The sequence below is a fragment of the Streptomyces blattellae genome (assembly GCF_009709555.1).
In the GTDB taxonomy this organism is placed as follows: Bacteria; Actinomycetota; Actinomycetes; order Streptomycetales; family Streptomycetaceae; genus Streptomyces; species Streptomyces blattellae.
Genome location: NZ_WJBG01000253.1, coordinates 61,990 through 85,631 on the forward strand (window position 1 = coordinate 61,990; position 23,642 = coordinate 85,631).

At 71.4% G+C, this 23,642-nt stretch carries 19 protein-coding genes; 5 read left to right on the plus strand and 14 right to left on the minus strand.

Going from position 1 to position 23,642, the window contains the following annotated elements:
- Positions 1 to 103: 103 nt before the first annotated feature.
- Complete coding sequence (locus GFH49_RS38625; RefSeq protein WP_155060720.1) at positions 104 to 1,522, plus strand: zinc-dependent metalloprotease; 1,419 nt, start codon at positions 104 to 106, stop codon at positions 1,520 to 1,522.
- Positions 1,519 to 2,034, plus strand: coding sequence for an NUDIX hydrolase (locus GFH49_RS38630; protein WP_155060721.1), 516 nt, complete (start codon positions 1,519 to 1,521; stop codon positions 2,032 to 2,034). Before GFH49_RS38625 ends, GFH49_RS38630 begins: the two co-directional genes overlap by 4 nt.
- A gap of 41 nt (positions 2,035 to 2,075) precedes the next feature.
- Here GFH49_RS38630 and GFH49_RS38635 read toward each other — a convergent pair whose 3' ends face one another.
- From GFH49_RS38635 to GFH49_RS38650, 4 genes are all read right to left on the minus strand, one after another.
- Positions 2,076 to 2,831 carry an AIM24 family protein gene (locus GFH49_RS38635; protein ID WP_155060722.1) on the minus strand — a complete coding sequence of 252 codons (756 nt, stop codon included), beginning with the start codon at positions 2,829 to 2,831 and terminating at the stop codon, positions 2,076 to 2,078.
- A gap of 14 nt (positions 2,832 to 2,845) precedes the next feature.
- Positions 2,846 to 3,526: an AIM24 family protein gene (locus tag GFH49_RS38640; protein ID WP_155060723.1), complete on the minus strand. Its 681-nt coding sequence runs from the start codon at positions 3,524 to 3,526 to the stop codon at positions 2,846 to 2,848.
- Positions 3,527 to 3,539: 13 nt separating this feature from the next.
- Positions 3,540 to 5,300 carry a TerD family protein gene (locus GFH49_RS38645; protein WP_155060724.1) on the minus strand — a complete coding sequence of 587 codons (1,761 nt, stop codon included), beginning with the start codon at positions 5,298 to 5,300 and terminating at the stop codon, positions 3,540 to 3,542.
- Positions 5,301 to 5,439: 139 nt separating this feature from the next.
- The gene (locus tag GFH49_RS38650) at positions 5,440 to 6,036 is read right to left on the minus strand and encodes a M48 metallopeptidase family protein (RefSeq protein WP_155060725.1); all 597 of its coding nucleotides are present in this window, start codon (positions 6,034 to 6,036) and stop codon (positions 5,440 to 5,442) included.
- Between the two features lie 292 nt (positions 6,037 to 6,328).
- Here GFH49_RS38650 and GFH49_RS38655 point away from each other — a divergent pair, with 292 nt between their 5' ends.
- Positions 6,329 to 7,543, plus strand: coding sequence for a ThiF family adenylyltransferase (locus tag GFH49_RS38655; RefSeq protein ID WP_155060726.1), 1,215 nt, complete (start codon positions 6,329 to 6,331; stop codon positions 7,541 to 7,543).
- Complete coding sequence (locus GFH49_RS38660) at positions 7,536 to 8,906, plus strand: ABC1 kinase family protein (protein WP_155060727.1); 1,371 nt, start codon at positions 7,536 to 7,538, stop codon at positions 8,904 to 8,906. The genes GFH49_RS38655 and GFH49_RS38660 overlap by 8 nt, the downstream gene beginning before the upstream one ends.
- Before the next feature lie 7 nt (positions 8,907 to 8,913).
- On the opposite strand, the gene GFH49_RS38665 is transcribed toward GFH49_RS38660, so the two are convergent.
- The 5 genes from GFH49_RS38665 to GFH49_RS38685 all read right to left on the minus strand — a co-directional run bounded on the left by GFH49_RS38665 (position 8,914) and on the right by GFH49_RS38685 (position 12,813).
- Positions 8,914 to 9,123 carry a hypothetical protein gene (locus GFH49_RS38665; RefSeq protein ID WP_155060728.1) on the minus strand — a complete coding sequence of 70 codons (210 nt, stop codon included), beginning with the start codon at positions 9,121 to 9,123 and terminating at the stop codon, positions 8,914 to 8,916.
- Between the two features lie 136 nt (positions 9,124 to 9,259).
- Positions 9,260 to 9,583 carry a putative WhiB-interacting protein gene (locus tag GFH49_RS38670; protein ID WP_155060729.1) on the minus strand — a complete coding sequence of 108 codons (324 nt, stop codon included), beginning with the start codon at positions 9,581 to 9,583 and terminating at the stop codon, positions 9,260 to 9,262.
- Positions 9,580 to 9,948, minus strand: a complete 369-nt coding sequence (locus tag GFH49_RS38675) for a WhiB family transcriptional regulator (RefSeq protein ID WP_155060730.1) — start codon at positions 9,946 to 9,948, stop codon at positions 9,580 to 9,582. Before GFH49_RS38675 ends, GFH49_RS38670 begins: the two co-directional genes overlap by 4 nt.
- A gap of 173 nt (positions 9,949 to 10,121) precedes the next feature.
- Entirely contained in the window at positions 10,122 to 10,448 is a 327-nt protein-coding gene (locus tag GFH49_RS38680) for a hypothetical protein (protein WP_155060731.1), read from the minus strand.
- A gap of 166 nt (positions 10,449 to 10,614) precedes the next feature.
- Positions 10,615 to 12,813: an ATP-dependent DNA helicase UvrD2 gene (locus tag GFH49_RS38685; protein ID WP_196218287.1), complete on the minus strand. Its 2,199-nt coding sequence runs from the start codon at positions 12,811 to 12,813 to the stop codon at positions 10,615 to 10,617.
- Between the two features lie 185 nt (positions 12,814 to 12,998).
- Between GFH49_RS38685 and GFH49_RS38690 the strand changes: the two genes are divergently transcribed.
- A complete protein-coding gene (locus tag GFH49_RS38690) occupies positions 12,999 to 13,241 on the plus strand; it encodes a mycoredoxin (protein WP_155060732.1) in 243 nt (80 codons plus the stop codon).
- A 55-nt stretch (positions 13,242 to 13,296) separates the two neighbouring features.
- Here the strand turns inward: GFH49_RS38690 and nudC are convergent, their stop codons facing one another.
- The 5 genes from nudC to GFH49_RS38715 form a co-directional block, all read right to left on the minus strand.
- A complete protein-coding gene (nudC, locus tag GFH49_RS38695) occupies positions 13,297 to 14,241 on the minus strand; it encodes an NAD(+) diphosphatase (protein ID WP_155060733.1) in 945 nt (314 codons plus the stop codon).
- A gap of 144 nt (positions 14,242 to 14,385) precedes the next feature.
- Complete coding sequence (locus GFH49_RS38700; protein WP_155060734.1) at positions 14,386 to 15,798, minus strand: dipeptidase; 1,413 nt, start codon at positions 15,796 to 15,798, stop codon at positions 14,386 to 14,388.
- Between the two features lie 10 nt (positions 15,799 to 15,808).
- Positions 15,809 to 19,357, minus strand: coding sequence for an ATP-dependent helicase (locus tag GFH49_RS38705; RefSeq protein ID WP_155060735.1), 3,549 nt, complete (start codon positions 19,355 to 19,357; stop codon positions 15,809 to 15,811).
- Between the two features lie 92 nt (positions 19,358 to 19,449).
- Positions 19,450 to 22,884, minus strand: coding sequence for an ATP-dependent helicase (locus GFH49_RS38710; protein ID WP_155060736.1), 3,435 nt, complete (start codon positions 22,882 to 22,884; stop codon positions 19,450 to 19,452).
- Between the two features lie 266 nt (positions 22,885 to 23,150).
- Positions 23,151 to 23,600: an MGMT family protein gene (locus tag GFH49_RS38715; RefSeq protein ID WP_155060737.1), complete on the minus strand. Its 450-nt coding sequence runs from the start codon at positions 23,598 to 23,600 to the stop codon at positions 23,151 to 23,153.
- Positions 23,601 to 23,642 lie beyond the last annotated feature (42 nt).

The following is a 23,642-nucleotide window of genomic DNA, read 5'->3' on the forward strand; positions in this document are numbered from 1 at the left end:
GGAGCACCGAGGCCCGAACGGCCCCGGGTGTCTACGCTGGGTGGTGTTATCGGGCAGTCGTGCCGCCGGAGCCAACCGGTGGCCTTAACAGCCGAGGAATCCCGTGAGTGACACCCCATTCGGATTCGGCCTTCCGCCGGAGGAGCCGGAAGACGGCGACGAGGGCAAGAAGAAGGACCAGCAGAGCGGCGGTGGTCAGGGCCCGGCCAACCCGTTCGGTTTCGGCGGGCTGCCCGGAGCTTCAGGCCCCGGCGCGGACAATCCGTTCGCGGCCATGTTCGGCTCGCTGAACCCCCCCGACCTGGGCGCCGCGTTCCAGCAGCTCGGCCAGATGCTCTCGTACGAGGGCGGGCCGGTGAACTGGGACATGGCCAAGCAGATCGCCCGCCAGACGGTCTCCCAGGGCACGTCGGACGGCGTCAAGGACGCAAGCGTCGGCCCCGCCGAGCGCACCGCGGTCCAGGAGGCCGTCCGTCTGGCCGACCTGTGGCTCGACGACGTGACATCGCTGCCGTCCGGCGCGGGCACCGCCGTGGCGTGGAGCCGCGCGGAGTGGGTCGAGGCGACCCTGCCGGCGTGGCGGGAGCTCGTCGACCCGGTCGCCGAGCGCGTCGGCGCGGCCATGGGCGACGTCCTGCCGGAGGAGATGCAGGCCATGGCGGGCCCGCTGATCGGCATGATGCGTTCCATGGGCGGCGCCATGTTCGGCACGCAGATCGGGCAGGCCGTCGGCGTGCTCGCGGGCGAGGTCGTCGGCTCGACCGACATCGGCCTGCCGCTCGGCCCGGCCGGCAAGGCCGCGCTGCTGCCGTTGAACATCGAGGCGCTGGGCAAGGACCTCGGTGTGCCGAAGGAGGAGGTGCGGCTGTATCTCGCCCTGCGCGAAGCCGCCCACCAGCGCCTCTTCGCGCACGTGCCGTGGCTGCGCTCGCACCTGTTCGGCGCAGTCGACGGGTACGCGCGCGGGATCAAGGTCGACACCGCCAAGCTGGAGGACGTGGTCGGCCAGTTCGACCCGCAGAACCCCGAGCAGCTGCAGGACGCCCTCCAGCAGGGCATGTTCCAGCCGGAGGACACGCCCGAGCAGAAGGCCGCCCTGGCCCGTCTGGAGACGGCTCTGGCGCTCGTCGAGGGCTGGGTGGACGCGGTGGTGCACGCCGCCGCGAAACCCCGTCTGTCGTCCGCCGACGCGCTGCGTGAGACGCTGCGCCGCCGCCGTGCTTCAGGCGGCCCGGCCGAGCAGACGTTCGCCACGCTGATCGGTCTGGAGCTGCGTCCGCGCCGGCTGCGCGACGCGTCGCGTCTGTGGGCCTCGCTCACCGACGCGCGCGGGGTGGACGGCCGCGACGCCCTGTGGGCCCACCCGGACATGCTGCCGACCGCGTCCGACCTGGACGACCCGGACGGCTTCGTGCACCGCGAGCAGCTCGACTTCTCCGAGCTGGACAAGATGCTCGGCGAGGCAGCGGACAAGCCCGACCTCAAGAAGCGGGACAAGGGCGAGGGCGACGACACCGAGTGAGCCTGTACGACGACGCGGTCCTCGTCCTGAAGGGGTACGAGGACCAGGAGGAGCTGCGCCAGGCCTACCTGGAACACCTCGCGGCGCATCCGGACGGCATGTGGAAGGCCTGCAAGGACGGGCACATCACGGCGAGCGCCATGGTGATCGACCCGTCGCGCGAGCGCGTACTGCTGACGCTCCACAAGAAGTTGCGCATGTGGCTCCAAATGGGCGGCCACTGCGAACCGGCCGACGAGACGCTGGCGGCTGCCGCCCTGCGCGAGGCGACCGAGGAGTCGGGGGTGGCGGGCCTGGCCCTGCTGCCCGGGGGTCCTGTGCGCCTGGACCGCCATCACACGCCCTGCGCCTGGCACCTCGACGTCCAGTACACGGCGGTGGCTCCGGCCGGAGCCGTGGAGGCGATCAGCGACGAGTCGCTCGACCTGCGCTGGTTCGCCTACGCCGAGGTGGCGACCGTAGCGGACGAGTCGGTCGTACGACTGCTGGAAGCGACCCGCGCCAGGCTCTGAACGGGTAAGGGGTGACAGCCCTTGCGGTCACCCCTTACCGGTCAGTTCCAGACGTTGCCTCGGTTCTGCCCCCGCGACCCCTGCTGCCCCATGCCGAACTGCGCGGCGGCACCCGAACCGATCTGGGCGTTCTGCGGCGGCAGCAGCTCGCTGGGCTGGACGAGCGCGTAGCCGCTGCCCATGAAGCTGAGTTCCCAGCCCTCACCGGTGTTGCCGCGGCGCCGCCAGATCCCGGAGGAGTGCGTCTGGGCCTGCATCTGCACGCGCAGGGCGGTCGACCAGGCGACGATGGCGTCGGCGTCGCAGTTGACGTACCTGTCGGGGGTCACCTGCATCATCAGCGGGGCGCCCGAGGTCATCAGCGCGACCTTGCCGCGGCCGGTGATGTTGAGCTGGTACTTCCCGGAGCCGGAAATTCCGTAAAGGCTGTCGACGGCGATGACCTCGTGGTGCAGCGAGGAGTCCATGGCGAGGACGTAGCTGCTGTCGACGGTCAGCCCCTCGTGGTCCACCTCCATCACATGGACATGCTGCGCGAGGTTGGCGAGGTAGACCGTGCCCTGCCCGTGGCAGCGCATCAGGCTCAGGCCCTCGCCGGTGCGCGCACGCGCGCGTCCCCGACTGCGGCTCTGGTACTCGGCGTCGAACTCGACGAGCCCCTGGTAGGCAACCATGGTGCCCTTGCGGGCGAGGAGGTCCTCGTGACCGTCCACGGCGACGCGGAGCATCTGCTTGTTCTGCAGGCTCCAACGCTCCTGGGTCTGCTGGTCGTTGTACGCGAAAAGTGGACTCTGCATGGTGGTGCTCCCCCTCAGCCCCGGATCCGGAGACGGTCGGTGCTGTCCTCGCTCGGCTGGACGACGACGATGCCCTGGCCGGAGAAGGCCATCTGGAAGGCCTCGCCGCTGCCCCGGCCGATGAGCGACTGCGCCTTGAAGCTGCGCTTGCCCTTCACCTTGAGGTTCGGGGACCAGGCGACGAGCGCGTCGGGGTCGACGTACGTCTCGTCCTCGCCCCCGCCGCAGTCGACGACGATCGGCTTGCCCCGGGAGGTCAGCGCGACCCAGCCCTGCCCGGAGATCTTGGTGTTCCACAGGCCCTGCCCGGCGAACTTCGCCAGCCCCTTGACCCGTTCGACACTCCAGGAGAGGTGGGCGTCGAAGGCGAGCAGGTTGGTCGCGTTGACGGAGATCCCGTCGCCGTTGAGGTTGATCACGACGACGTTGGCGCCGTAGTCGGCCAGGTAGAGCAGGCCGTCGCCGGAGCACTTCATCAGGGGTGCGCCCTCGCCGGTGGCCCAGTCACGGGCGATCTGACGGACGGCGGGCGGGTTGGGCTCGTACTGGACGAACCCTTCGTAGGCGACCATCGACCCCACGCGCGCGAGGAGGTCGTTTCCGGTCTGCATGGCGACCTTCAGCATGTGGTCGCCGTGGTTCTCCATGCGGGCGGTGACGGGTGCGGGGGCGTAGCCCGCGAGCGGCTGGTTCATGACGGGCTCTCCCTCAGATCTCGTACGGCTGGACGACGATGAAGTTGCCGGGCACGCCGCGGAACTGGAGATTGATGCTCTCTCCCGTGTCGCCGGGGTAGGCGTTGCGGCGCATGCGGACCTGGCTGGAGACGACCACCTGGGAGGCCGCCGACCAGGCGACCACGGCGTTGCAGTCCGCGAACGTCGTGGGCGTGACCGGCAGCACCACGGGCGTGCCGTGCGTCTTCACGATGATCGTGCCGGTACCGGTGAACTGCATCGTGAACAGCGCGCCTCCGGGGATGCCGTGCCCCTCGATGCGGCGGATCTCGTACTGGAGGCTCTCGTCGAAGGCGAGGACGCTCTCGGCGGAGACGCAGATGCCGTCGCCCTGGAGCTCGATGGGGTGCAGCATCGCGGAGTTCTCGGCGAGGAACACCTGGCCCTGGCCGGTACAGCGCATCAGCTGCATCTCCTGGCCGGTCGCGCTGCCCGCGATACGGCCGGCGAAGCCCGCGCCCTTGTAGCTGAAGTCGACCTTGCCCTGGTAGAGCACCATGCTGCCCTGCCGGGCCAGCACGGGCTGACCGCCGACGCCGAGGTCGACGCGGACCATCTTCTTGTTCTGCTGCGTCCAGCGCTGCCCGGTGGGCGTCTCCTTGAACGGCTGGAGCGCGGCGGCGACACCGGGAGCCTGCGGGGTCCCCTGGGGAGCGCCGTACGAGGCTGCCTGCTGGCCGGGGGCCTGCCCGAACTGCGGCTGCTGTCCGTAGCCCGGGGGCGGGGTCGGCTGAGCGTAGCCGGGCGGGGGCGTGGGTGCCTGCGGTGCCTGCGGTGCCTGCGGTGCCTGCGGTGCCTGCGGCTGGGCATAGCCGGGCGGCAGCGGGGCGGACTGGCCAGGGGGCTGGCCGTACGGCGGCTGCTGCTGGCCGGGCGGCTGTCCGTAGGGCGCGGGGGCGGGGGCGGGGGCGGGGGCCTGAGGTGGCACCTCGGCGCCGCCGGGCGGTGTCATCGGGGCGACGACGGTGGGCGCGGGGTGCACGGAGGGTGCGGGCGCCGGGGGCTGGGGCGCGGCCGGCGGAGTGGCCGCGGGCGGGGGCGCGAAGCCCTGCGCGGCGGGCTGCGGTACCGGAGGCGCCGGGGTCGGTGCGGGGGCGGGGTCGGGGCTGGACGGGACTCCGAAGGCGGGCGGCGCGGCGGCCTGCCCGGGCGGAGCGAAACCGGGAGTGGCGCCGGCCTGGGCCTGTGGCTCGGGCGTCTCCTCCTCAAGGACCTCGCCGCCGAAGTTCTTCAGCAGCGCGTCGAGACCACCGTCGAAGCCCTGGCCGACCGCGGCGAACCGCCAGACGTCCTTCAGGTAGAAGTCACCCAGCATCACGGCCCGTTCGGTGGAGAACTCCGAGCCGTTGAAGGAGTAGCGGGCCACTTCCTCGCCACCGGCGACGATGCGGATGTATCCGGGAGCGATCTGCGACATCTGACCCGCGCCGTCGAGCGTCGCAGTGAAGGACAGCTTCTGGATCTGCGGCGGGATCCTGTCGAGCGTGACCCGGAAGGACTCCGTGTCGCCGGCCTGCGCCCCCAGCAGTTGGATGGACTCCTCGGGGGACTTCGGTTGGTTGAAGAAGACGAAGTACCCGTCGTCCGAGAGCCGTTCGTCGGCGTCGAGGCCGAAACAGCTGATGTCGAAGGTCAGCCCGGGGCCCGAGATCTGCACACCTACGTACAGATCCGTGCCCGCGGTGAGGTCACTGATCTTGGCCTTGTGGCCGCGTTGGAATTCCCTGGCCATGCGTAACGACCGTCCCCCATCCCGAATGTGTTTTGCGTCGCGCCAGGCTAACTGCAAACTCGGACACCGGACGAGGTCGGTACAAATCCGGTACACAATCACTCGTCGACGGCGCTTCGGGCGCCGTCAGGAGCTGCGGTCACTCACTGCGCGCGCCGGGCAGATGGGGCAGCCGGTCGGCGGCGACCACCCCTTCGAGATAGCCACGGGCCCGCTCGGTCCGCGGGTACGCCTCCAGCAGACGCCAGAACCGGGGCCCGTGTCCGGGCACAAGCAGATGCGCCAGCTCATGAAGCAGGACGTAGTCGACGACGTACTCGGGCATGCCCTGCAGCCGGTGCGAGAGCCGGATGCTGCTCTCGGCCGGGGTGCACGAGCCCCAGCGCGTGTTCTGGTTGGTGACCCACCGCACTGACGTGGGCTGGGCCCGACCGCCGAAGTACTGGTCCGAGAGCCGCTCCGCCCGCTCGGCGAGGTCGGCGTCGCCCAGCTGCCGCTTGCTCTCCTGGGCGGCGAGCTTGTCGAGCATGACGCTCACCCAGCGCTGCTCCTCCGCCTCGGACATGCGGGCGGGGATGAGCACCACGGTGCGATCGCCCTCGCGGTACGCGGAAACCGTCCTCCGTCTGCGGGCGCTCCGGCGCACTTCGATCGCGCTCGCCCCCGAGCCGCTCGGCGGCGGGCTCGTCGTGCTGCGCTGTGGAGTTCCGGCGCGGTGCAGTGGGTCGGCGGACACGCCCCGACGTTACCCGCTGCACATGGGGGAAGTCTTGACTCCGGGACGGTTCGATTCCGATCCCCCGCACGGCGCCTGATTTGTACGAAGAATACCCACGGCCTGTGGACAACTTTCGGCGTCCGGTGACGCGGGCGGGCATGCTGACATTCGTCGACGGAGCAACACGCTCCAGCGGCAAACAGGGATGTAAGGGGATATCTGGGGATGTTGATAGATATCCCACGATGCCCAGTCATTTCAAGAGATGACCGGGATATCCGGGATCTTTCACGGGGCTACGGGGGCCGACATGCATCCGATGGTGAAGCCCGCGCTCAGGCGCGGCTGGCGCGACCTCAACACCGTGCAGTTCGGGATGACACCGGCGCACGCGATGACGCTGGGTCCGATGGACACGGCGACGGGAAGCTTTCTCGATCTGCTCAACGGCGCGCGCGGGCTCCCGCTGCTGCGCGAAGAGGGGCGGCGGATGGATCTGCCTGACGGTCATGTCGACGTGCTGGTGGAGCAGCTGGCGCGCTCCGGCCTCATCGACGACGCAACAGGCGGCGGCCCGGCCGCGGAAGCGCTGCGCGGGAAGAAGGACGTCCTCGACCGGCTCCGTCCCGACCTGGCCTCCCTGACCCTGACCACCTCCGCGCCGGGCGACGCGATGCGGCAGCTGGCTGCCCGCCGCTCCCTGCGGGTCCAGGTGCGGGGCGCGGGCCGGGTGGGAGCGGTTCTCGCCTCCCTGCTGTCCGGCGCCGGCGTCGGCGAGGTGGACGTGCTCGACGGCGGCACCGTGGAGCCGTGGGACATCGCACCGGGTGGGCTGCCCGCCGAGTCGATCGGCGACCGGAGGACCGAAGCGGCCGGGCGGGCCGTACGCCGGGCGGCGCCGGACCGCCCGCCACGCCACGGCCCGCAGTCCCCGCTGCAGGACCCCGACCCGGGATTCTCCCTGGTCGTGCTCGCTCCACGGGACGACGTCGGCGTGCACGCGCCCGTCCCCGCCACCGCCGAGCCGCTGACCACCTCCGGTACGCCTCATCTGTACGCCGGTGTCGTGGAGGGAACCGGCGTGGTCGGCCCCCTCGTCCTGCCCGGGGAGACCAGCTGCGCGGGCTGTCTGCACGAGGGCCGCACGGACCGCGATCCGGCCTGGCCGCGACTGGTGGCCCAGTGGCGCTCGGGGAAACAACGGCAGGTGGGCCCCTGCGATCTCGCACTGGCCACCACGGTCGCCGGGCTCGCGGCCACGCATGCGCTCACCTTCCTGGACGGCCATCTGCCGTCGACCGCCGGCGCCCGCTGGGAGACGTCCCTGCCCGGCCTCCACTGGCATGCGCGGCCGATCTGGGCCCATCCCGCATGCTCCTGCGGCGCCGCGGAGAAAGCTAAGGGGGAACACTCCTCGGAGGACGAGGACTCACACGAGACAATGGCAGAGCAACAACCGTCGAAGGAGTTTCGCCGTACGACACACGCGGCGCGGCTGGCTGGGACCTGGAGGGCGCATGTCTGATCTTCCCCGGAAGGCGGTCACCCGGACCGCCAAGCTCGCCGCACTCCCGCTCGGCTTCGCCGGGCGGGCCACCTGGGGTCTCGGCAAACGGATCGTCGGCGAGTCCGCGGAGATCGTCGGCCGCGAACTGCAACAGCGCACAGCGGAGCAGCTGTTCAAGGTCCTCGGCGAGCTCAAAGGCGGGGCGATGAAGTTCGGGCAGGCTCTGTCCGTCTTCGAGTCCGCGCTGCCCGAAGAGGTCGCCGGCCCCTACCGGGCGGCGCTGACCAAGCTGCAGGACGCGGCCCCGCCGATGCCGACGCGCACCGTGCACGCCGTGCTCTCGGAACGGCTCGGCGAGGACTGGCACGACCTGTTCCTTGAGTTCGAGGACAAGCCCTCCGCGGCAGCGTCGATCGGCCAGGTGCACCGGGGAGTGTGGCATGACGGCCGCGAGGTGGCGGTCAAGGTGCAGTACCCGGGCGCCGGCGAAGCCCTCCTGTCCGATCTGAACCAACTGAGCCGTTTCGCCCGCCTGCTGGGCCCACTCATCCCGGGCATGGACATCAAGCCTCTGATCGCGGAGCTACGCGACCGGGTCTCGGAGGAACTGGACTACGACCTGGAGGCCCAGGCCCAGCAGGCCCACGCCGAGGAGTTCGCGGACGACCCGGACGTCACGGTGCCCGAGGTGGTCCACCAGTGCGAGCAGGTCCTGATCACCGAGTGGATCGACGGCATCCCGATGTCGGAGATCATCTCGGACGGCACCCAGGAGCAGCGCGACCGTGCCGGGCAGCTCCTGGCCCGCTTCCTCTTCTCCGGCCCGGCCCGCACCGGCCTGCTGCATGCCGACCCGCACCCGGGCAACTTCCGGCTCCTGCCCGGCGGCCCCGACGGCGAGGGCGACTGGCGTCTGGGGGTGCTTGACTTCGGCACCGTCGATCGCCTCCCGGGCGGACTGCCGACCCCCATCGGCGACTCCTTGCGCATGACCCTCGACAGCGAGGCGGACGCCGTCTACGAACTGCTGTGCACGGAAGGCTTCGTCAAGGAATCGATAGACCTGGACCCTGACGCGGTCCTCGACTACCTTCTGCCGATCATCGAACCGGCCCGCGTGGACGAGTTCACCTTCACTCGCGGCTGGATGCGCAGCCAGGCGGCCCGCGTCGCCGACCCCCGCTCCCCCGCCCACCAACTGGGCAAGCAGCTCAACCTTCCTCCGGCGTATCTCCTCATACACCGGGTGACCCTCAGCACGATCGGCGTGCTGTGCCAGCTGGGGGCGACGGTGCGACTGCGCGAGGAACTGGAGGAGTGGCTGCCGGGGTTCGTGCCGCAAGAGGTGCTGGACGAGGAGGAGTCGGCGGCGGAGGCGTGAGCCGGGCTCACCACCAGGCCGAGTCCAGGCGCCCCTCGATGGCTCTGAGGTTTTCCCGGGAGCAGGCGTCGCAGAAGTAGCGGCGGGTGCCGTTCTCCACGGAGCAGGTCCAGGTGGGCTGGGGACCCGCGGCACGGGTGCCGCAGCGGGCGCACACGAGGGAGGTCGGCTCCGCGCCCGCGCCGCCGTTGTCACTGCCTCCGGGAAGACTCGTCACCCGGTGACGATATCGCCGTGGCCGGTGGATCAGCGGGCACAACGCACCGCGGGGGCCGGTCCGTTCGGACGGACCGGCCCCCACGGGAAAGCTCTCGCCTCCCTGTTCGGGAGGCCACCGCTTCAGGTGTTCTCGATCACTGCATGACGGCCATGGCGAGCGCACGGCGGGCGCGCATCGACGCGCGCTCCGCCCGGCGCTGCATCCGACGAGCGGCCGCCAGGCGCACGGCCTGGCGTTCCCGCTCGGCCTCGTGCAGTCGCTCGTGCATATGCGCACGGGCCATGGCTTCTGGGATGAGTTGCATCTCTCGGGTCCTGTTCTGACGCGAGTCGATCGCGCCGGTGCTGGTGACGTCTTCGGTCGCGGAGCCGGCTGGCTCGTTGGTGGACGGCTTCATCGGGGCCTGCTTCTTGGGGTCGTTCGTGAGGGGGCGGTCGATCGTTCCTGCGGTGTTCATGCCGTGACCGGGTTCTTGCGCGGGCGGCCACGCGGCCGCTTCCGGGCGACGACGACACCCTGGATGAACAGCTCGCCACCCCAGACGCCCCAGGGCTCACGCCGCTCCTTGGCGCCGGCGAGGCAGGCCTCGATCAACGGGCAGGTGCGGCAGAGGGACTTGGCGTACTCGACGTCCGCCGGCGACTCGGCGAAGAAGACCTCCGGGTCGTAGGAACGGCAGGGGACGGGCACGCCGAGGTTCTCGATGGCGTCGTCGAGCGCGGTGAGCGCGGTGAGCGGGGTCAAGGTGAAGTCCTCCGTGGGGCCGGGCTTGGGGATCGTGTCGGAAGGCGGTACGGACGGGGCGTGCGCTTCGAGTTGCACGGTTCGTCTTCCTCGTCTGGTCGGTCCGGCCCTGTTGGGCCGACGGTCGGCTGGTACCGGGTTCTTTTCTTGTCCCGAGGCCCCTTCGCTCTGCCGTCCCCGGTCGGGGACAAACAGAAGGGCCGCGGATCCCGGATGGGGTTCCGCGGCCCTGAAGGCGCCGGCCTGATCAATCAGGCTGGATCACTCCAGGGTTTTGGCCCACGGAAGGCCCACATCAGGTGGTGCTGCGTCGTCTGCTTCCGGAATCCGGCACCGGTCGCCGTAAAGGCATAGGCATTGGCCTGTGCCACTACTGCCGCTTCCAGTGCCTTGGTCGGTCGCTCATTGCGCTCACGGACGGGAAGGCCCGCAGGAGAGACGGAGGACGCCGAACGCGCGGCACGAATGCCGGACAGACCGGTGTCCTCGATGGAGGCGCCGAGCATGCACAGGGAGGCGACGACCGAGCGATCGGTCATTTTCACGGTGCTGGTGGAGCTGGTGTTGATGCTGATCACTGGACTCGCCTCCTCTCGGCGTCTCAGGGGACTGGGGGTGAGCCAGTCCGACGGAAATGCAAGTACAACACGGAATCGGGGCCTCCGAGAAGGCCTCCGTCCCCGTGGCTAAGAACCTATGGGGATTGCTGGGGCATGCGCAAACTATTTTTTCGACGAGTTCGCATCAGCCCTCGTCTTCCGCTCCCGGTCCCTCCCGGCCTGCGCAGATGGCCAGCACATCGGCGCCGTAGCGGTTGAGCTTGCGTGCGCCCACGCCCGGGATGCGTGCCAACTCACCGTCGTCGTCGGGCACGGCCTCGGCGATGGCCATCAGCGTCTTGTCGGTGAAGACGCAGAACGCCGGCTGGCCGCTGCGCTGTGCCTGTTCCGCACGCCATTCGCGCAACCGCTCGTAAAGGCCCTCGTCCATGTCGGAGGGGCAGTCCTCGCAGCGCATCAGCTTCATCTCGCCGGCGTCGGTGAGGGTACGTCCGCAGACGCGGCAGCGGGCCGGGCTGCGCTGTCTGCGTCTCTGCGCGACCGCCGGTGCGCTGGCGGGGAAGCCGCGCTCGACGCCTCCGGCACCACCTGTCGCGGCACGGCCGGCGGTGGTGGTCGAACCGGGACGCAACCCGTCGAGGAAGGGGCTCGGCTTGCGATTCGGACGGCCACCGGGCGAGCGGGACAGCGCCCAGGAAACATGGAGCTGTTCCCGAGCACGGGTCACGCCGACATAGAGGAGCCGGCGCTCCTCCTCGATCTGCTCCTCCGTCTTCGCATAGGTGATCGGCATCATGCCGTCGGCGACGCCCACCAGAAACACGACGTCCCACTCCAGGCCCTTGGCCGAGTGCAGGGAGGCGAGCGTGACGCCCTGTACGGTCGGCGCGTGCTGGGCGTTCGCCCGTTCGTCGAGCTCCGCGACAAGATCGCCGAGGGTGGCGCGGGGGCTGGCGGCGGCGAAGTCCACCGCCAGGTTCACCAGGGCGGCCAGGGACTCCCACCGCTCTCTGACGGCACCGGATCCGGCCGGGGGCTGCGGCGTCCAGCCCTCCCCGGAGAGCACGGCACGCACCTGGGAGGGGAGGTCGACCGCGTCGTCGAGCAGAGAGTCGTTGCCGCCGAAACGGGCCGCGCCCCGTAGGGCGATGCCCGCCTTGCGGACCTCGGGCCGGTCGAAGAACCGCTCGGCGCCCCGCAGTTGGTAGGGCACCCCGGCGTCGGCGAGAGCCTGTTCATAGGTCTCGGACTGGGAGTTCGTACGGAACAGGATCGCGATCTCGCTCGCCGGGACACCGGCGTCGATGAGCTCTCGGATGCGGCGCGCGGCGCCCTCTGCCTCGGCGGGCTCGTCGTCGTACTGGGTGTACCCGGGCTCGGGGCCGGCAGCACGCTGGGAGATCAGCTCCAGACGGTGGTCGGCCGCTCGCCCGCGGGCCTGGGCGAGCAGGCCGTTGGCCAGGTGGACGACCTGCGGGGTGGATCGGTAGTCACGGACCAGCTTGACCACCGTGGCGCCCGGGTGACGTGCGCGGAAGTCGAGCAGATGGTCCGGGGTTGCTCCCGTGAACGAATAGATCGTCTGGCTGGCGTCGCCGACCACGCACAGGTTCTCCCGGTCGCCGAGCCACAGCTCCAGCAGGCGCTGTTGGAGCGGGCTGACGTCCTGGTACTCGTCGACCACGAAGTGCTGGTACTGGGCGCGGACCTGCTCGGCGATGTCGTGCCGGTCCTGGAGGACTGCGACGGTCAGCAGCAGGACGTCCTCGAAGTCGATGACGGCACGGCTGCGCTTGATGTCCTCGTAGGCGGAGTAGAGCTGGGCGATCTCGGCCGGATGACGGGGGATCTCGCGGCCGGACTTGGCGGCGGCGGCCGCGTAGTCGGCGGGGACGGTCTGGGTGACCTTGGACCACTCGATCTCGGCGGTGACGTCGCGCAGCTCGCCCCGGTCGAGGCGGATGCTGCACGCGGCGGCCGCGTCGGCGACCAGCTGGATCTTGCGGTCGACGAGCCGTGGCATGGCGCCGCCGATCGCTTTCGGCCAGAAGTACTGGAGCTGACGCAGGGCGGCCGAGTGGAAGGTGCGGGCCTGGACTCCGGCGGCGCCGAGCTGGCGCAGCCGGCCGCGCATCTCCCCTGCGGCACGGTTGGTGAAGGTGACGGCGAGCACGCTGGAGGACTGAAGGATTCCGGCGCGCACCCCATAGGCGATGCGATGGGTGATCGCCCGTGTCTTGCCCGTGCCGGCCCCCGCCAGCACGCACACCGGGCCCCGCAGGGCGGTGGCCACCTCGCGCTGCTCGGGGTCGAGCCCTGCGAGCACCGCGTCGGCCGAATCCGGTACCTGCGGGAAGAGCGTGGAGTGCGTTGCTGCTGTCACACGGCCATGCTGCCAGGTCACCGGAGACGGGTGAGCCGGTTGTCCACAGGCAGGCACCCGCAGTCGTACTAATGCGGCACGAGCCACGTGCGGACCGATACCCCCCGCGGGAATGGCGGCGCCGTCGCGTACGTTCCCTCTCTGCAACCCACCCGTCCCCCGAACCGCCGAGGAGCGCGAGACACATGTCGGGCACTGTGACGATGTACAGCACCACGTGGTGCGGCTACTGCCGCCGGCTGAAGAGCCAGCTGGACCGTGAGGGCATCGCGTACAACGAGATCAACATCGAGCATGACCCGGAGTCCGCGGCGCTCGTGGAGAAGGCGAACGGCGGGAATCAGACAGTTCCCACTTTGCTGTTCTCCGACGGCTCGACGCTCACCAACCCTTCGCTGGCCCAGGTCAAGCAGAAGATCGGCGCGTAATCGCGTGGCGGAGGGGCGGTTTCCGAGGTGCCTCGGGAGCCGCCCCTCCACCACGTCAGAACGTGCTGCGCGTCGGCAGGGGCTTGCCGTACCAGATTTCGATGAGGCGGGCCGCGATCGAAATGCCGTACGGCGGGAGCACTTCGCCGGAGTCGAAGGCGGCGCGCAGTTCGTCGCGGGAGAACCAGCGGGCCTCGTGGATCTCATCGCCGTCGACCTCGATGCCGGTCGTGGTGGCGCGGGCCAGGAAGCCGAGCATCAGGCTGGACGGGAAGGGCCAGGGCTGGCTGGCGACGTACTCGACCTGTCCGACGGTGATGCCGGCCTCTTCGAAGACCTCGCGGCGCACGGACTGCTCGATGGACTCGCCGGGCTCGACGAAGCCGGCGAGCGTGGAGAAGCGGCCCTCGGGCCAGTGGACCTGGCGGCCGAGCAGGATGCGGTCCTCTTCATCGGTGACGGCCATGATCACGGCCGGGTCGGTGCGCGGATAGTGCTCGGCGCCACAGGCCGGGCAGCGGCGGATGTGGCCGGCCGCCGCGATGACCGTGCGCTCGCCGCAGCGGGAGCAGAAGCGGTGGGTGCGCTGCCAGTTCTCCAGGCCGACCGCGTGCACCATCAGGCCCGTGTCGCGGGGTGACAGCAGCAGGCCCGCCTCGCGCAGGCCGGCCGCGCGCGCGGACTGGTCGATCCGGCCGGGCAGGGCGTCCTTCTGGAGGGCGAAGTAGCTGACGCCGTCCTCGTCGGTGCCGAGGAAGTAGCGGTGTGCCTCGGTGAGGGGGGCTTCGAAGGAAGGGGTCATGACGAGTTCGGTGCGCCCGTCGGACGTCTCGTCGATGAGGACCTGGCCGCCGGAGACCACGAAGCAGCGGGTCGTGGGGTGGCTCCATGCCGCCGCGAGCCAGGCCTCGTCGAGCCGGTGGTGGGCGGCGCGGTCGATGCCGCTGGGGGTGGTGAGCGAGATGGGTCGGTCGGCGGTGTGGTCGGTCCAGGTGGTCACGGGTGCTTCCAACTCCCCCGGTGCAGCGGATTGTTTCGGCGAGCGGTTCGACGGGACCTGCGGCAGGTGGTGACGGCTTGGCGGTCCGGGGCGGCCTTTCCAGTGTGCCCCGCGCGGGGCACATCGCTGGGTGGTGCGCCATGCTCAGGGAGCATGGCGCCAGTTCTCCGCGAGGTCGCCCCACAGATACGCGCTGGTCTCGACGCCTTTGAGGAGCAGATCCAGCTCGACCTTCTCGTTCGGGGCGTGCCAGCCGTCGGACGGGACGGAGATGCCCAGGAAGAGCACGGGCACGCCGAGGACGTCCTGGAGGTCGGCGGCGGGTCCCGAGCCGCCCGTGCGCGTGAAGCGCACGGGTCTTTCGAAGGCGCGGCCCATGGCGCGGACGACGCACTGCAGGGCCGGGTGGTCCAGCGGTGTCAGGCACGGGCGCGTGGCGGCGGCGAAGGTGATCTCCTGCCGGATGCCGGCGGGCAACCGGTCGGCCGCCCAGGCGCGGACGGCCTGCTCGACGCGGTCGGGGTCCTGGCCCGCGACGAGCCGGAAGGAGAGCTTCACCATGGCGGACGAGGGGATGATCGTCTTGCTGCCAGGGCCTTGGTAGCCGCCACCGATGCCGTTGACCTCGGCGGTCGGGCGGGCCCAAATGCGTTCCAGGGTGGTGTGCCCGGCCTCGCCCTGAGTGGCGTACGACTTGGCCGTGCGCAGCCACTGCTCCTCGTCGAAGGGCAGTCCGGCGAAGAGTTCCCGCTCCTGGTCGGTGAGTTCGACGATGCCGTCGTAGAAGCCGGGGATCGCCACGCGCGCGTGCTCGTCGTGCAGGGCGGCGACGAGGCGGGCGGCGGCGGTCGCCGGGTTGGGTACGGCGCCGCCGAAGGCGCCGGAGTGGATGTCCTGGTCGGGGCCGTGGAACTGGATCTCGCACTCGGCGAGGCCGCGCATGCCGGTGCACACGGTGGGGGTGTCCTCGGCCCACATGCCGGTGTCGGAGACGATCACGGCGTCGGCGGCGAGCCGCCCCGCGTGCGCCTCGACGAGCGCTCGGAAGTGCGGGGAGCCGGACTCCTCCTCGCCCTCGATGAGCAGCTTCAGGTTGACGGCCGGGGCGGTGCGGCCGGTCGCGGCGAGGTGGGCGCGGACGCCGAGTGTGTGGAAGAACACCTGGCCTTTGTCGTCGGCAGCCCCGCGCGCGTACAGGCGGTTTTCGCGGACGACGGGCTCGAAGGGGTCGCTGTCCCAGCCGTCCTCGCGGGCGGCGGGCTGGACGTCGTGATGGCCGTAGACGAGGACCGTCGGCGCCTCGGGGGCCTCGGCGGGCCACTCGGCGAAGACGGCGGGCGCCCCGGGTGTCCCCCACACCTCGGTCGTGGGGAAGCCGGTCTCTTTGAGCTTGGCGGCGAGCCAGTCGGCGCTGCGGCGCACATCCGCTTCGTGGTCGGGCTGCGCCGAAACGGACGGGATGCGCAGCCACTCGGCGAGGTCGTCGAGGAAGGCGGCGCGGTGCTGCTCGATGTGCGTGCGGACGACGCTGACGGCACTGTCAACGGACTGGCTCATGGTCACGAGCCTATCGGCCCGCACCGACATCGTCGTTGGGCGGTTCGTCACACAACGGCTCCTCCGTCAGCAGCCGCTCCAGCGCGGCCCGGTCCGGGAGATCTCGCTGCCGTACGACCTCACCACTGCGCACATACACGAACGCGGCGCTGACCGACTCCAGGGGCACGCCCTGCTGCTCGGCCCAGGCCAGCCGGTACAGGGCGAGCTGGAGGGGGTCGGCGGTGCGGCTGCGGCTGGTCTTCCAGTCGACGATCTCGTACGACGCCCCGTCGCCGTCGCCCTCCCTGTAGACGGCGTCGATACGGCCCCGGATCACGCGGCCGGCGATCGCGAACTGGAAGGGGGCCTCCACGCGGTAGGGCGTGCGGTGCGCGTACGCGGTGCGCTCGAAGGCGTCCTTGAGTGCCTCCAGGTCGCGTTCGTCGGCGATCTCGGCCTCGCTGCCGGGCAGCTCGTCCGGGTCAAGCATGGGCAGGGTCAGCTCTTCGAAGCGGGCTTCGACCCAGGCGTGGAAGCGGGTGCCGCGGCGTGCGGCGGGCTGCGGCGGGCGCGGCATGGGGCGGGCCAGCTCCTGGGCGAAGCCGTCGGGGTCGGCGGCCAGGCGCAGCAGCTGTGACGCGGTCAGGGTCATCGGCAGGGGTACGTCCGTGCCGCCCTCCCGGGCGCGCAGGAGTTCTCCGGTGAGGGCGTCGAGGTCGCGGTCCCAGGAGGCGATGGTGCGGGCCTCCTCCGGCGTGAGGCGGGGGTGCAGGCGCGGGAGCTCCGTGTCGCCGGTGTGCTCGGTGATGTCCGGAGGCGCCGCCTGGTGCGGGACGGTCGGGCGGTCCGGGGTCCAGGAATCCCAGTCGCCCTGGTCCTCCTCGAAGCGGCTGTTCTCCTCGAAGAGGGTGTCCTCCTCGTCGTACAGGATCTCGTCGTCCTCCGGTGGTGGCGGCCAGTCCGGGTCGTCGTAGGTGTCCGGGTCGTGCGTGGCCGCCGCGTGGCCTTCGGTGTGGGAGGCGAGGTCTTCCAGGTGCGCCAGGACCGTCTCGGCGGCCGCGCGGCGGCGGGCGAGGGCCATGTCGTCGAGGGGCAGGGGCCAGACCTGGTCGGCGGTGGCCCGGTGCAGGGCCGGGTTCTCCTCGTCCCCGGCGGGTTCGTCCGCCCAGGCCTCGATCTCGCCGTGGCCGGCCGCGCAGTGGCGGTACAGCGCCTGGAGGAAGTCGGACGGGCCGCGGGGCTTCTTCTGCGAGGGCCCCCACCAGTGGCCGGAGCCGAGGAGCAGGGAGCGGGGGCGGGTGAACGTGACGTACCCCAGGCGGAGTTCCTCGGTGTGCTGGTGGTCCTTCATGGCCTCCTGGAATGCCTTCAGGCCTCGGGAGTCCCATGCCTCCACGTCGGGCAGGGTGTCGGTATCGCCGCGCAGGTCGTGCGGCAGCACCTTGCTCTGCGTGGTCCACTTCTCCCGGCCCTGTGTGCTGGGGAAGGTGCCGGTGACCAGGCCGGGGACGGCCACGACGTCCCACTCAAGGCCCTTGGACTTGTGTGCGGTGAGCACCTTGACGGTGTTCTCGCCGCCGGGGAGTGCGTTGTCGAGGCCCTTCTCGTACTGCGCGGCGGTGCGCAGGAAGCCGAGGAAGGCGAGCAGGGTGGCCTCGCCGTCGCCCGCGGCGAACGAGGCGGCGATGTCGAGGAAGTTGGACAGGGTCTCTCGGCGGCGTGCGGCCAGGGCGTGCGGGGACGCGGAGAGTTCCACCTCCAGGCCGGTGACGGCGAGGACGCGGTGCAGGACGTCCATCAGCGGGTCGGACAGGGAGCGGCGCAGATCGCGCAGTTCGGCGGCGAGCCGGGCGAAGCGCACGCGCGCGTCCGGCGAGAAGGGCAGCCGATCGTCTTCCCGCTGGGCCTCGATCGGCATCTCCAGGAACGTGTCGAGGGCGTCCGCGAGCGAGATCACCTCGGAGGGGTCGACGCCCTCGACCGCCTCGGCGAGCCTGCGGTCCGGGTCGTCGTCGGCCTCTACGCGCGCGTGCGACACGAGAAGCCGGGCGCGACGGCCCAGGAGGGCTAGGTCGCGCGGGCCGATCCGCCAGCGCGGGCCGGTCAGCAGCCGGACCAGGGAGGCGTTGGCGCCGGGATCCTGGAGGACTTCGCATACCGCGACCAGGTCGGCGATCTCTGGCAGATGCAGCAGCCCGGACAGGCCGACGACCTCGACCGGGATGTCGCGGGCGACGAGCGCGCCCTGGATCTCGGCGAAGTCGGTCGCCGTGCGGCACAGGACGGCGATCTCGCCGGGCGCCTTTCCGGTTCGCACGAGATGGGCGATGGAGTCGGCGACCCAGTCGATCTCTTCGGCGTGGGAGCGCAGCAGGGCGCAGTGGACCGTGCCGTCGCGTTCGGCGCCGGGGGCCGGGCGGAGGGCCTCCACGCCCGCGTGCATCGCGCGCAGGGGCTCGGCGAGGCCGTTGGCGAGGTCGAGGAGACGGCCGCCGCTGCGGCGGTTCTCGCTGAGCGCCTGGCGGGTGGCGGGGCGGCCGTCGGCGCGGGCGAAGTGCTCGGGGAAGTCGTCGAGGTTGGCGACGGAGGCTCCGCGCCAGCCGTAGATCGCCTGGCAGGGGTCGCCGACGGCGGTCACCGGGTGGCCTGTGCCGCTGCCGAACAGGCCCGCCAAGAGGACGCGTTGGGCGACCGAGGTGTCCTGGTACTCGTCGAGCAGCACCACGCGGAACTCGTCGCGCAGGATGCGGCCCACTTCGGGAAGCCGGGCGAGGGTGGCCGACAGGGCGATCTGGTCGCCGAAGTCGAGCAGGTCTCGCTCGCGCTTGGCGGCGCGGTAGCGGAGCACCAGCTCGGCGAGTTCACGGCGCGCGGCGGCGGCCTCGGGGACCTTGCGCAGGTCGGCGTTGGTGAGCTTGACACCTTGCAGGGTGCCCAGCAGTTCGGCGTCGTACGCGCGCAGGTCCTCGGGCCGTACGAGGTGTTCGGCGAGTTCGGCGTCGAGGGCGAGCAGGTCCCCGACCAGGTCGGGGAAGGAGCGGGTCAGGGCCGGGTAGGGCCCCGGGGCCTCGCGCAGGACGCGCGCGGCGAGTTGGTAGCGGGTGGCGTCGGCGAGCAGGCGGGAGGCCGGTTCGAGGCCGATGCGCAGTCCGTGGTTGGCCAGGAGGCGGCCCGCGAAGGCGTGGTACGTCGAGATCACCGGTTCGCCCGCAGGGTTGTCCGGGTCCAACCAGAAGGGGTCAGCGCGCAGCGCTGTCGTTGGGGGGTGGTGGTCGGGTGACGGGTGGGCGTCGGGGTCGGCGACGCCTGCCTTGATGAGCGCCTTGCGGACGCGTTCGGCGAGTTCCCCGGCGGCCTTGTTGGTGAAGGTGAGGCCGAGGACCTGTTCGGGGGCGACCTGTCCGGTGCCGACCAGCCACACCACGCGGGCCGCCATCACCGTCGTCTTGCCCGAACCGGCGCCGGCCACGATCACCTGCGGGGCGGGCGGCGCGGTGATGCAGGCCGTCTGCTCCGGGGTGAACGGGATGCCGAGGAGCTCCTTGAGCTGATCGGGATCCGTGATACGAGCGGGCACCTCAGAGAGGCTAGCGGCGGACACTGACAGTGGGTGCCGAATCGGCTATGGGGGGTGGTGGAAGCGCAGGTCAGCTCATGTGGTGCGGTATCTCACTCCACTACGTGGCGTCCCTCGGGGCGCGCGCTGCACGACGCCCGGAACGCGCAGTGCGCGCAGTGCTGGCCGGACGTCGGCGTGAACCGCTCGTCCAGGACCTTGCCGGCGGCGGTGGCCAGCAGATCGCCGACCCACTCCCCCTCCAGGGGCTGCTGGGCCTGCACCTTTGGCAGGGTCTCGCCGCCGTCCCGCTGAGCGGCGCCCTGGCGCAGCTGGACGAGTTCGGCGCCGCCCGGCTCCGGGCGGAGGCCGTCGAAGGCGTCGTCGACAGCGCCCTCTCGGACCGCGAGTTGGTAGACGGCGAGCTGGGGATGGCGGGCGACCTCGGCCGCTGTGGGCGTCTGCTTGCCGGTCTTGAAGTCGACTACATAGGCGCGGCCCTCGCCGTCCGCCTCGACCCGGTCCATCTGGCCGCGGATGCGCACCTCGTACTCACCCGCTTCGAGGGTGACGTCGAAGTCGTGCTCACTGGCGACCGGCGTACGTCCCGTCCGGGCTCCACTGGAATCGACGTGCCACTTCAGGAACCGTTCGAGCGCCACGCGCGCGTGCTCTTTCTCCTGGGCCGACTTCCAGGGCGCGTCGAAGGCGAGCGCGTTCCACACCGAGTCCAGGCGCTCCATGAGGACGGCGAGGTCCGCCGGGGTGCGGCCGGAGGCCACCTCGTCGGCGAGGACGTGCACCACGTTGCCGAAGCCCTGGGCGGCCGTCGCGGGCGCGTCGGCCTTCACCTCGCGGCCCAGGAACCACTGCAGGGCGCAGGTGTTGGCGAGCTGGTCGAGGGCGCTGCCGGACAGGACGACGGGCTGGTCGCGGTCGCGCAGCGGCACCTTGCTCTCGGTCGGCTCGAACATGCCCCACCAGCGGTAGGGGTGCGCGGACGGCACCAGGGGGCGGCCGTCCTCGTCGGCGAGTGCGGCGAGGCGGGCCAGCCGGCGGGCGGCGGCCTCCCTGAGGGTGTCGGAGACGCGCGGGTCGACCGTCGTGGCGCGCAGTTCGGCCACGAGCGCCGCGACCGACAGCGGGCGGCGCGGGCGGCCCGTCACATCCCTGGGTTCGACGCCCAGTTCGGTCAGGAAGCGGGACGGCTGGTCGCCGTCGTCCGCGGGCGCCTTCACGGCCGTCACGACGAGGCGTTCACGCGCGCGCGTGGCGGCCACGTAGAACAGGCGGCGCTCCTCGGCCAGCAGGGCGCCCGGAGTGAGCGGTTCGGCCAGTCCGTCGCGGCCGATGCGGTCGGCCTCCAGGAGGGAGCCACGGCGGCGCAGGTCCGGCCACAGGCCCTCCTGGACGCCCGCGACGACGACCAGGCGCCACTCCAGGCCCTTCGAGCGGTGCGCGGTCATCAGGCGCACCGCGTCCGGCCGTACGGTACGCCGCGTGAGTGTGTCGGCCGCGATGTCCTCGGCCTCGATCTCCTCCAAAAAGTTGAGGGCGCCACGGCCGCCGGTGCGTTCCTCGGCACGGGCCGCGGTGGCGAACAGGGCGCATACGGCGTCCAGGTCGCGGTCCGCGTTGCGCCCGGCCGCGCCTCCGCGCCGGGCGGCCCGCTCCAGACGCGCGGGCCAGGGAGTGCCGTCCCACAGCTCCCAGAGGGCCTCCTCCGCCGTACCGCCGCCGGCCAGGCACTCACGTGCCTTGCGCAGCAGCGCGCCGAGGCGCTGAGCGCCCCGCGCGTACGCCGGATCGTGCGCGACCAGCCGCTCCGGCTCGGCCAGCGCCCGCGCGAGCAGGTCGTCCGAGGGCGGCGGCAACGGGTTGCCCGCGGCCCGCTCCTCCTCGCGCAACGCCCGGCCCAGACGGCGCAGGTCGGCCGCGTCCATGCCGGCGAGCGGGGAGGCCAGCAGGGTGAGAGCGGTTTCTGTGTCGAGCCAGGCAGCGTCCGACTCAGCCTCTTCAGAGGCATGGGCTTCTCCGGAGGCGCCGGCTTCCGCTGAGGCGCCGGCTTCCGCCGAGGCGCCGGCTTCCGCTGAGCCCTCGCCAGAAGCGTCGGCCTCACCCGCCCCCCCGTCCCGTACGCCCCCCGCGTCGGCTGCCTCCGCCGTCGCCACCGCCCGCAACGCCGTCAGCAGCGGTGCCACAGCAGGTTCGTGCCGCAGGGGCAGATCGTCTCCGTCTATGTCCAGGGGGACGCCGGCTGCCGTCAGGGCGCGGCGGGCCGTCGGGATGGTGCGGGTCCCCGCGCGTACCAGGACGGCCATCTCGCTCCAGGGGACGCCGTCCTCCAGATGGGCCCGGCGAAGGATGTCTGCGACGTTGTCCAGCTCGGTGCCGGGCGTCGGGTACGTGTAGACCTCGACGCGACCGCCGTCGCGGACCGGGGTGAGTTCCCGGTGGGCGCGGACCCTGTCGGCGGGCAGCCGGGTCAGCGGCATGCGCTGGGTCAACAGCCGTGTCGCGCCCAGCACAGCGGCGCCGGAGCGACGGGAGGTGCGCAGGACCTCCACGGGCGCCGGGCGGCTGTCCGCGCGCGGGAAGACGTGCGGGAACTCCAGGACGCCGTTCACGTCGGCGCCCCGGAACGCGTAGATCGACTGGTCGGGGTCGCCGAAGGCGACGAGGGTGCGGCCGCCGCCTGCCAGTGCGTGCAGCAGTCGTACCTGAGCCGGATCGGTGTCCTGGTACTCGTCGACGAACACGGCGTCGTACTGGGCGGCCAGTTGGGCGGCGGCTTCGGGGCGACGGGCCAGGAGCACCGCGCGGTGGACGAGTTCCGCGTAGTCGAGCACGCCCTGCAGGTCGAGCACGTCGAGGTACTCGGCGAGGAACGTGGCGGCGGCCCGCCAGTCGGGGCGTCCGATACGGCCGGCGAAGGCGTCGAGGGCGTCGGGGCTCAGGCCCAGTTCACGGCTGCGGGCTAGGACCGCGCGGACCTCGTCGGCGAAACCACGCGTGGTCAGACAGGCGCGCAGCTCGTCCGGCCAGCGCACATGCGCGAGGCCGAGCCGCTCCAGGTCGCGCTGGCCGGCGAGCAGCTCACGGACGGCGACGTCCTGCTCGGGGCCCGACAGCAGCCGTAGGGGCTCGACGAACAGGTCGCTGTGCTGGTGTGCGCGGACCAGGGCGTAGCAGAACGAGTGGAAGGTGGTCGCCAGCGGCGCGCGCGCCGCCCCTATGCGCAGTGCCATGCGGTCGCACAGCTCGACGGCCGCCTTGCGGCTGAACGTCAGGACGAGAACCCGTCCCGGGTCGGCACCCCGGGCGACCCTGGCCGCCACGGACTCCACGAGCGTGGTCGTCTTGCCGGTGCCCGGACCAGCGAGGACGAGCAGTGGACCGGTGCCGTGGTCAACCACCGAGCGCTGTGCGGCGTCCAGATGAGGGGGATCCACTCGCGCCGGCGGGGTATGCACCAGCCGGTAGGCGCTACGGCTCCCCTGTCGCACCTGGGAGTGCGACAGGCGCCCGGTGGAGGAAGAGGAGCTCACGTGGTTCGCCGGTCCTGGTGGGTGTGCTGGCTTGCGGTCCGCGGCACGTTCAGGGCGTTGGCCGCGTGGTGAGGGGGGCACGTGCAGCCGACGCTACGCCGACGGATGGTGCGGAAGCAGGGCTTCCGATTGGTGCATCCGTCCCGTCAGGGCGCTCACGTCTCGTACGTCCCTCGACCCACGAACGTACGGCATGCCACAGACGTGCCCTGTTTCCCCCGTACGGGCCACAGGTTGCCCCTCGGGGGGTTCGATGGCGGAAGCTGTCAGGTGTGAGGTTCCGCGTGTTCGCCGCCGTCCCACCGCGCCCGCTTCATGTCGACGCGCGGCAGGTGGCCCTCTGCGGCCCTGCCCGCCTCCTTCAGGGGGGTGCCCTCCGCGCGGTAGTGATCGAGCGCCCGCAGTTCGTGACCGGGGAGCAGGACGCCGTCCGCGCGTATGACGCGCCACCACGGAACGGCTCCGCCGTAGAGCGCCATCACCCGGCCGACCTGCCGGGGGCCTGCCTCTTGGAGCCACTCGGCGACGTCGCCGTACGTCATCACGCGCCCGGGCGGAATCAGTTCGGCGACCTCAAGGACCCGCTCGGCGTACGGGGGCAGCGCGTCCGCGTACTCCGGCAATGTGTCGGTGTATTCCGGCAACGTGTCGGTGTATTCCTGCGGGGCGCCCGCGTGCTGCGGGCCGGCGTCCGGCGGAAGGCTCTCCTCGCTCATCCGTCTTATCCTGCCGCACCCCACCGACAATGTGACGCGCTC

What these genes read in the sequence shown, in the direction of transcription:
- GFH49_RS38635 (WP_155060722.1), bottom strand. Translation starts at nt 2,831, where the DNA reads ATGCAGAGTCCACTTTTCGCGTACAACGACCAGCAGACCCAGGAGCGT.
- GFH49_RS38640 (WP_155060723.1), bottom strand. Translation starts at nt 3,526, where the DNA reads ATGAACCAGCCGCTCGCGGGCTACGCCCCCGCACCCGTCACCGCCCGC.
- GFH49_RS38645 (WP_155060724.1), bottom strand. Translation starts at nt 5,300, where the DNA reads ATGGCCAGGGAATTCCAACGCGGCCACAAGGCCAAGATCAGTGACCTC.
- GFH49_RS38655 (WP_155060726.1), top strand. Translation starts at nt 6,329, where the DNA reads ATGCATCCGATGGTGAAGCCCGCGCTCAGGCGCGGCTGGCGCGACCTC.
- GFH49_RS38660 (WP_155060727.1), top strand. Translation starts at nt 7,536, where the DNA reads ATGTCTGATCTTCCCCGGAAGGCGGTCACCCGGACCGCCAAGCTCGCC.
- GFH49_RS38670 (WP_155060729.1), bottom strand. Translation starts at nt 9,583, where the DNA reads ATGAACACCGCAGGAACGATCGACCGCCCCCTCACGAACGACCCCAAG.
- GFH49_RS38690 (WP_155060732.1), top strand. Translation starts at nt 12,999, where the DNA reads ATGTCGGGCACTGTGACGATGTACAGCACCACGTGGTGCGGCTACTGC.
- GFH49_RS38700 (WP_155060734.1), bottom strand. Translation starts at nt 15,798, where the DNA reads ATGAGCCAGTCCGTTGACAGTGCCGTCAGCGTCGTCCGCACGCACATC.
- GFH49_RS38715 (WP_155060737.1), bottom strand. Translation starts at nt 23,600, where the DNA reads ATGAGCGAGGAGAGCCTTCCGCCGGACGCCGGCCCGCAGCACGCGGGC.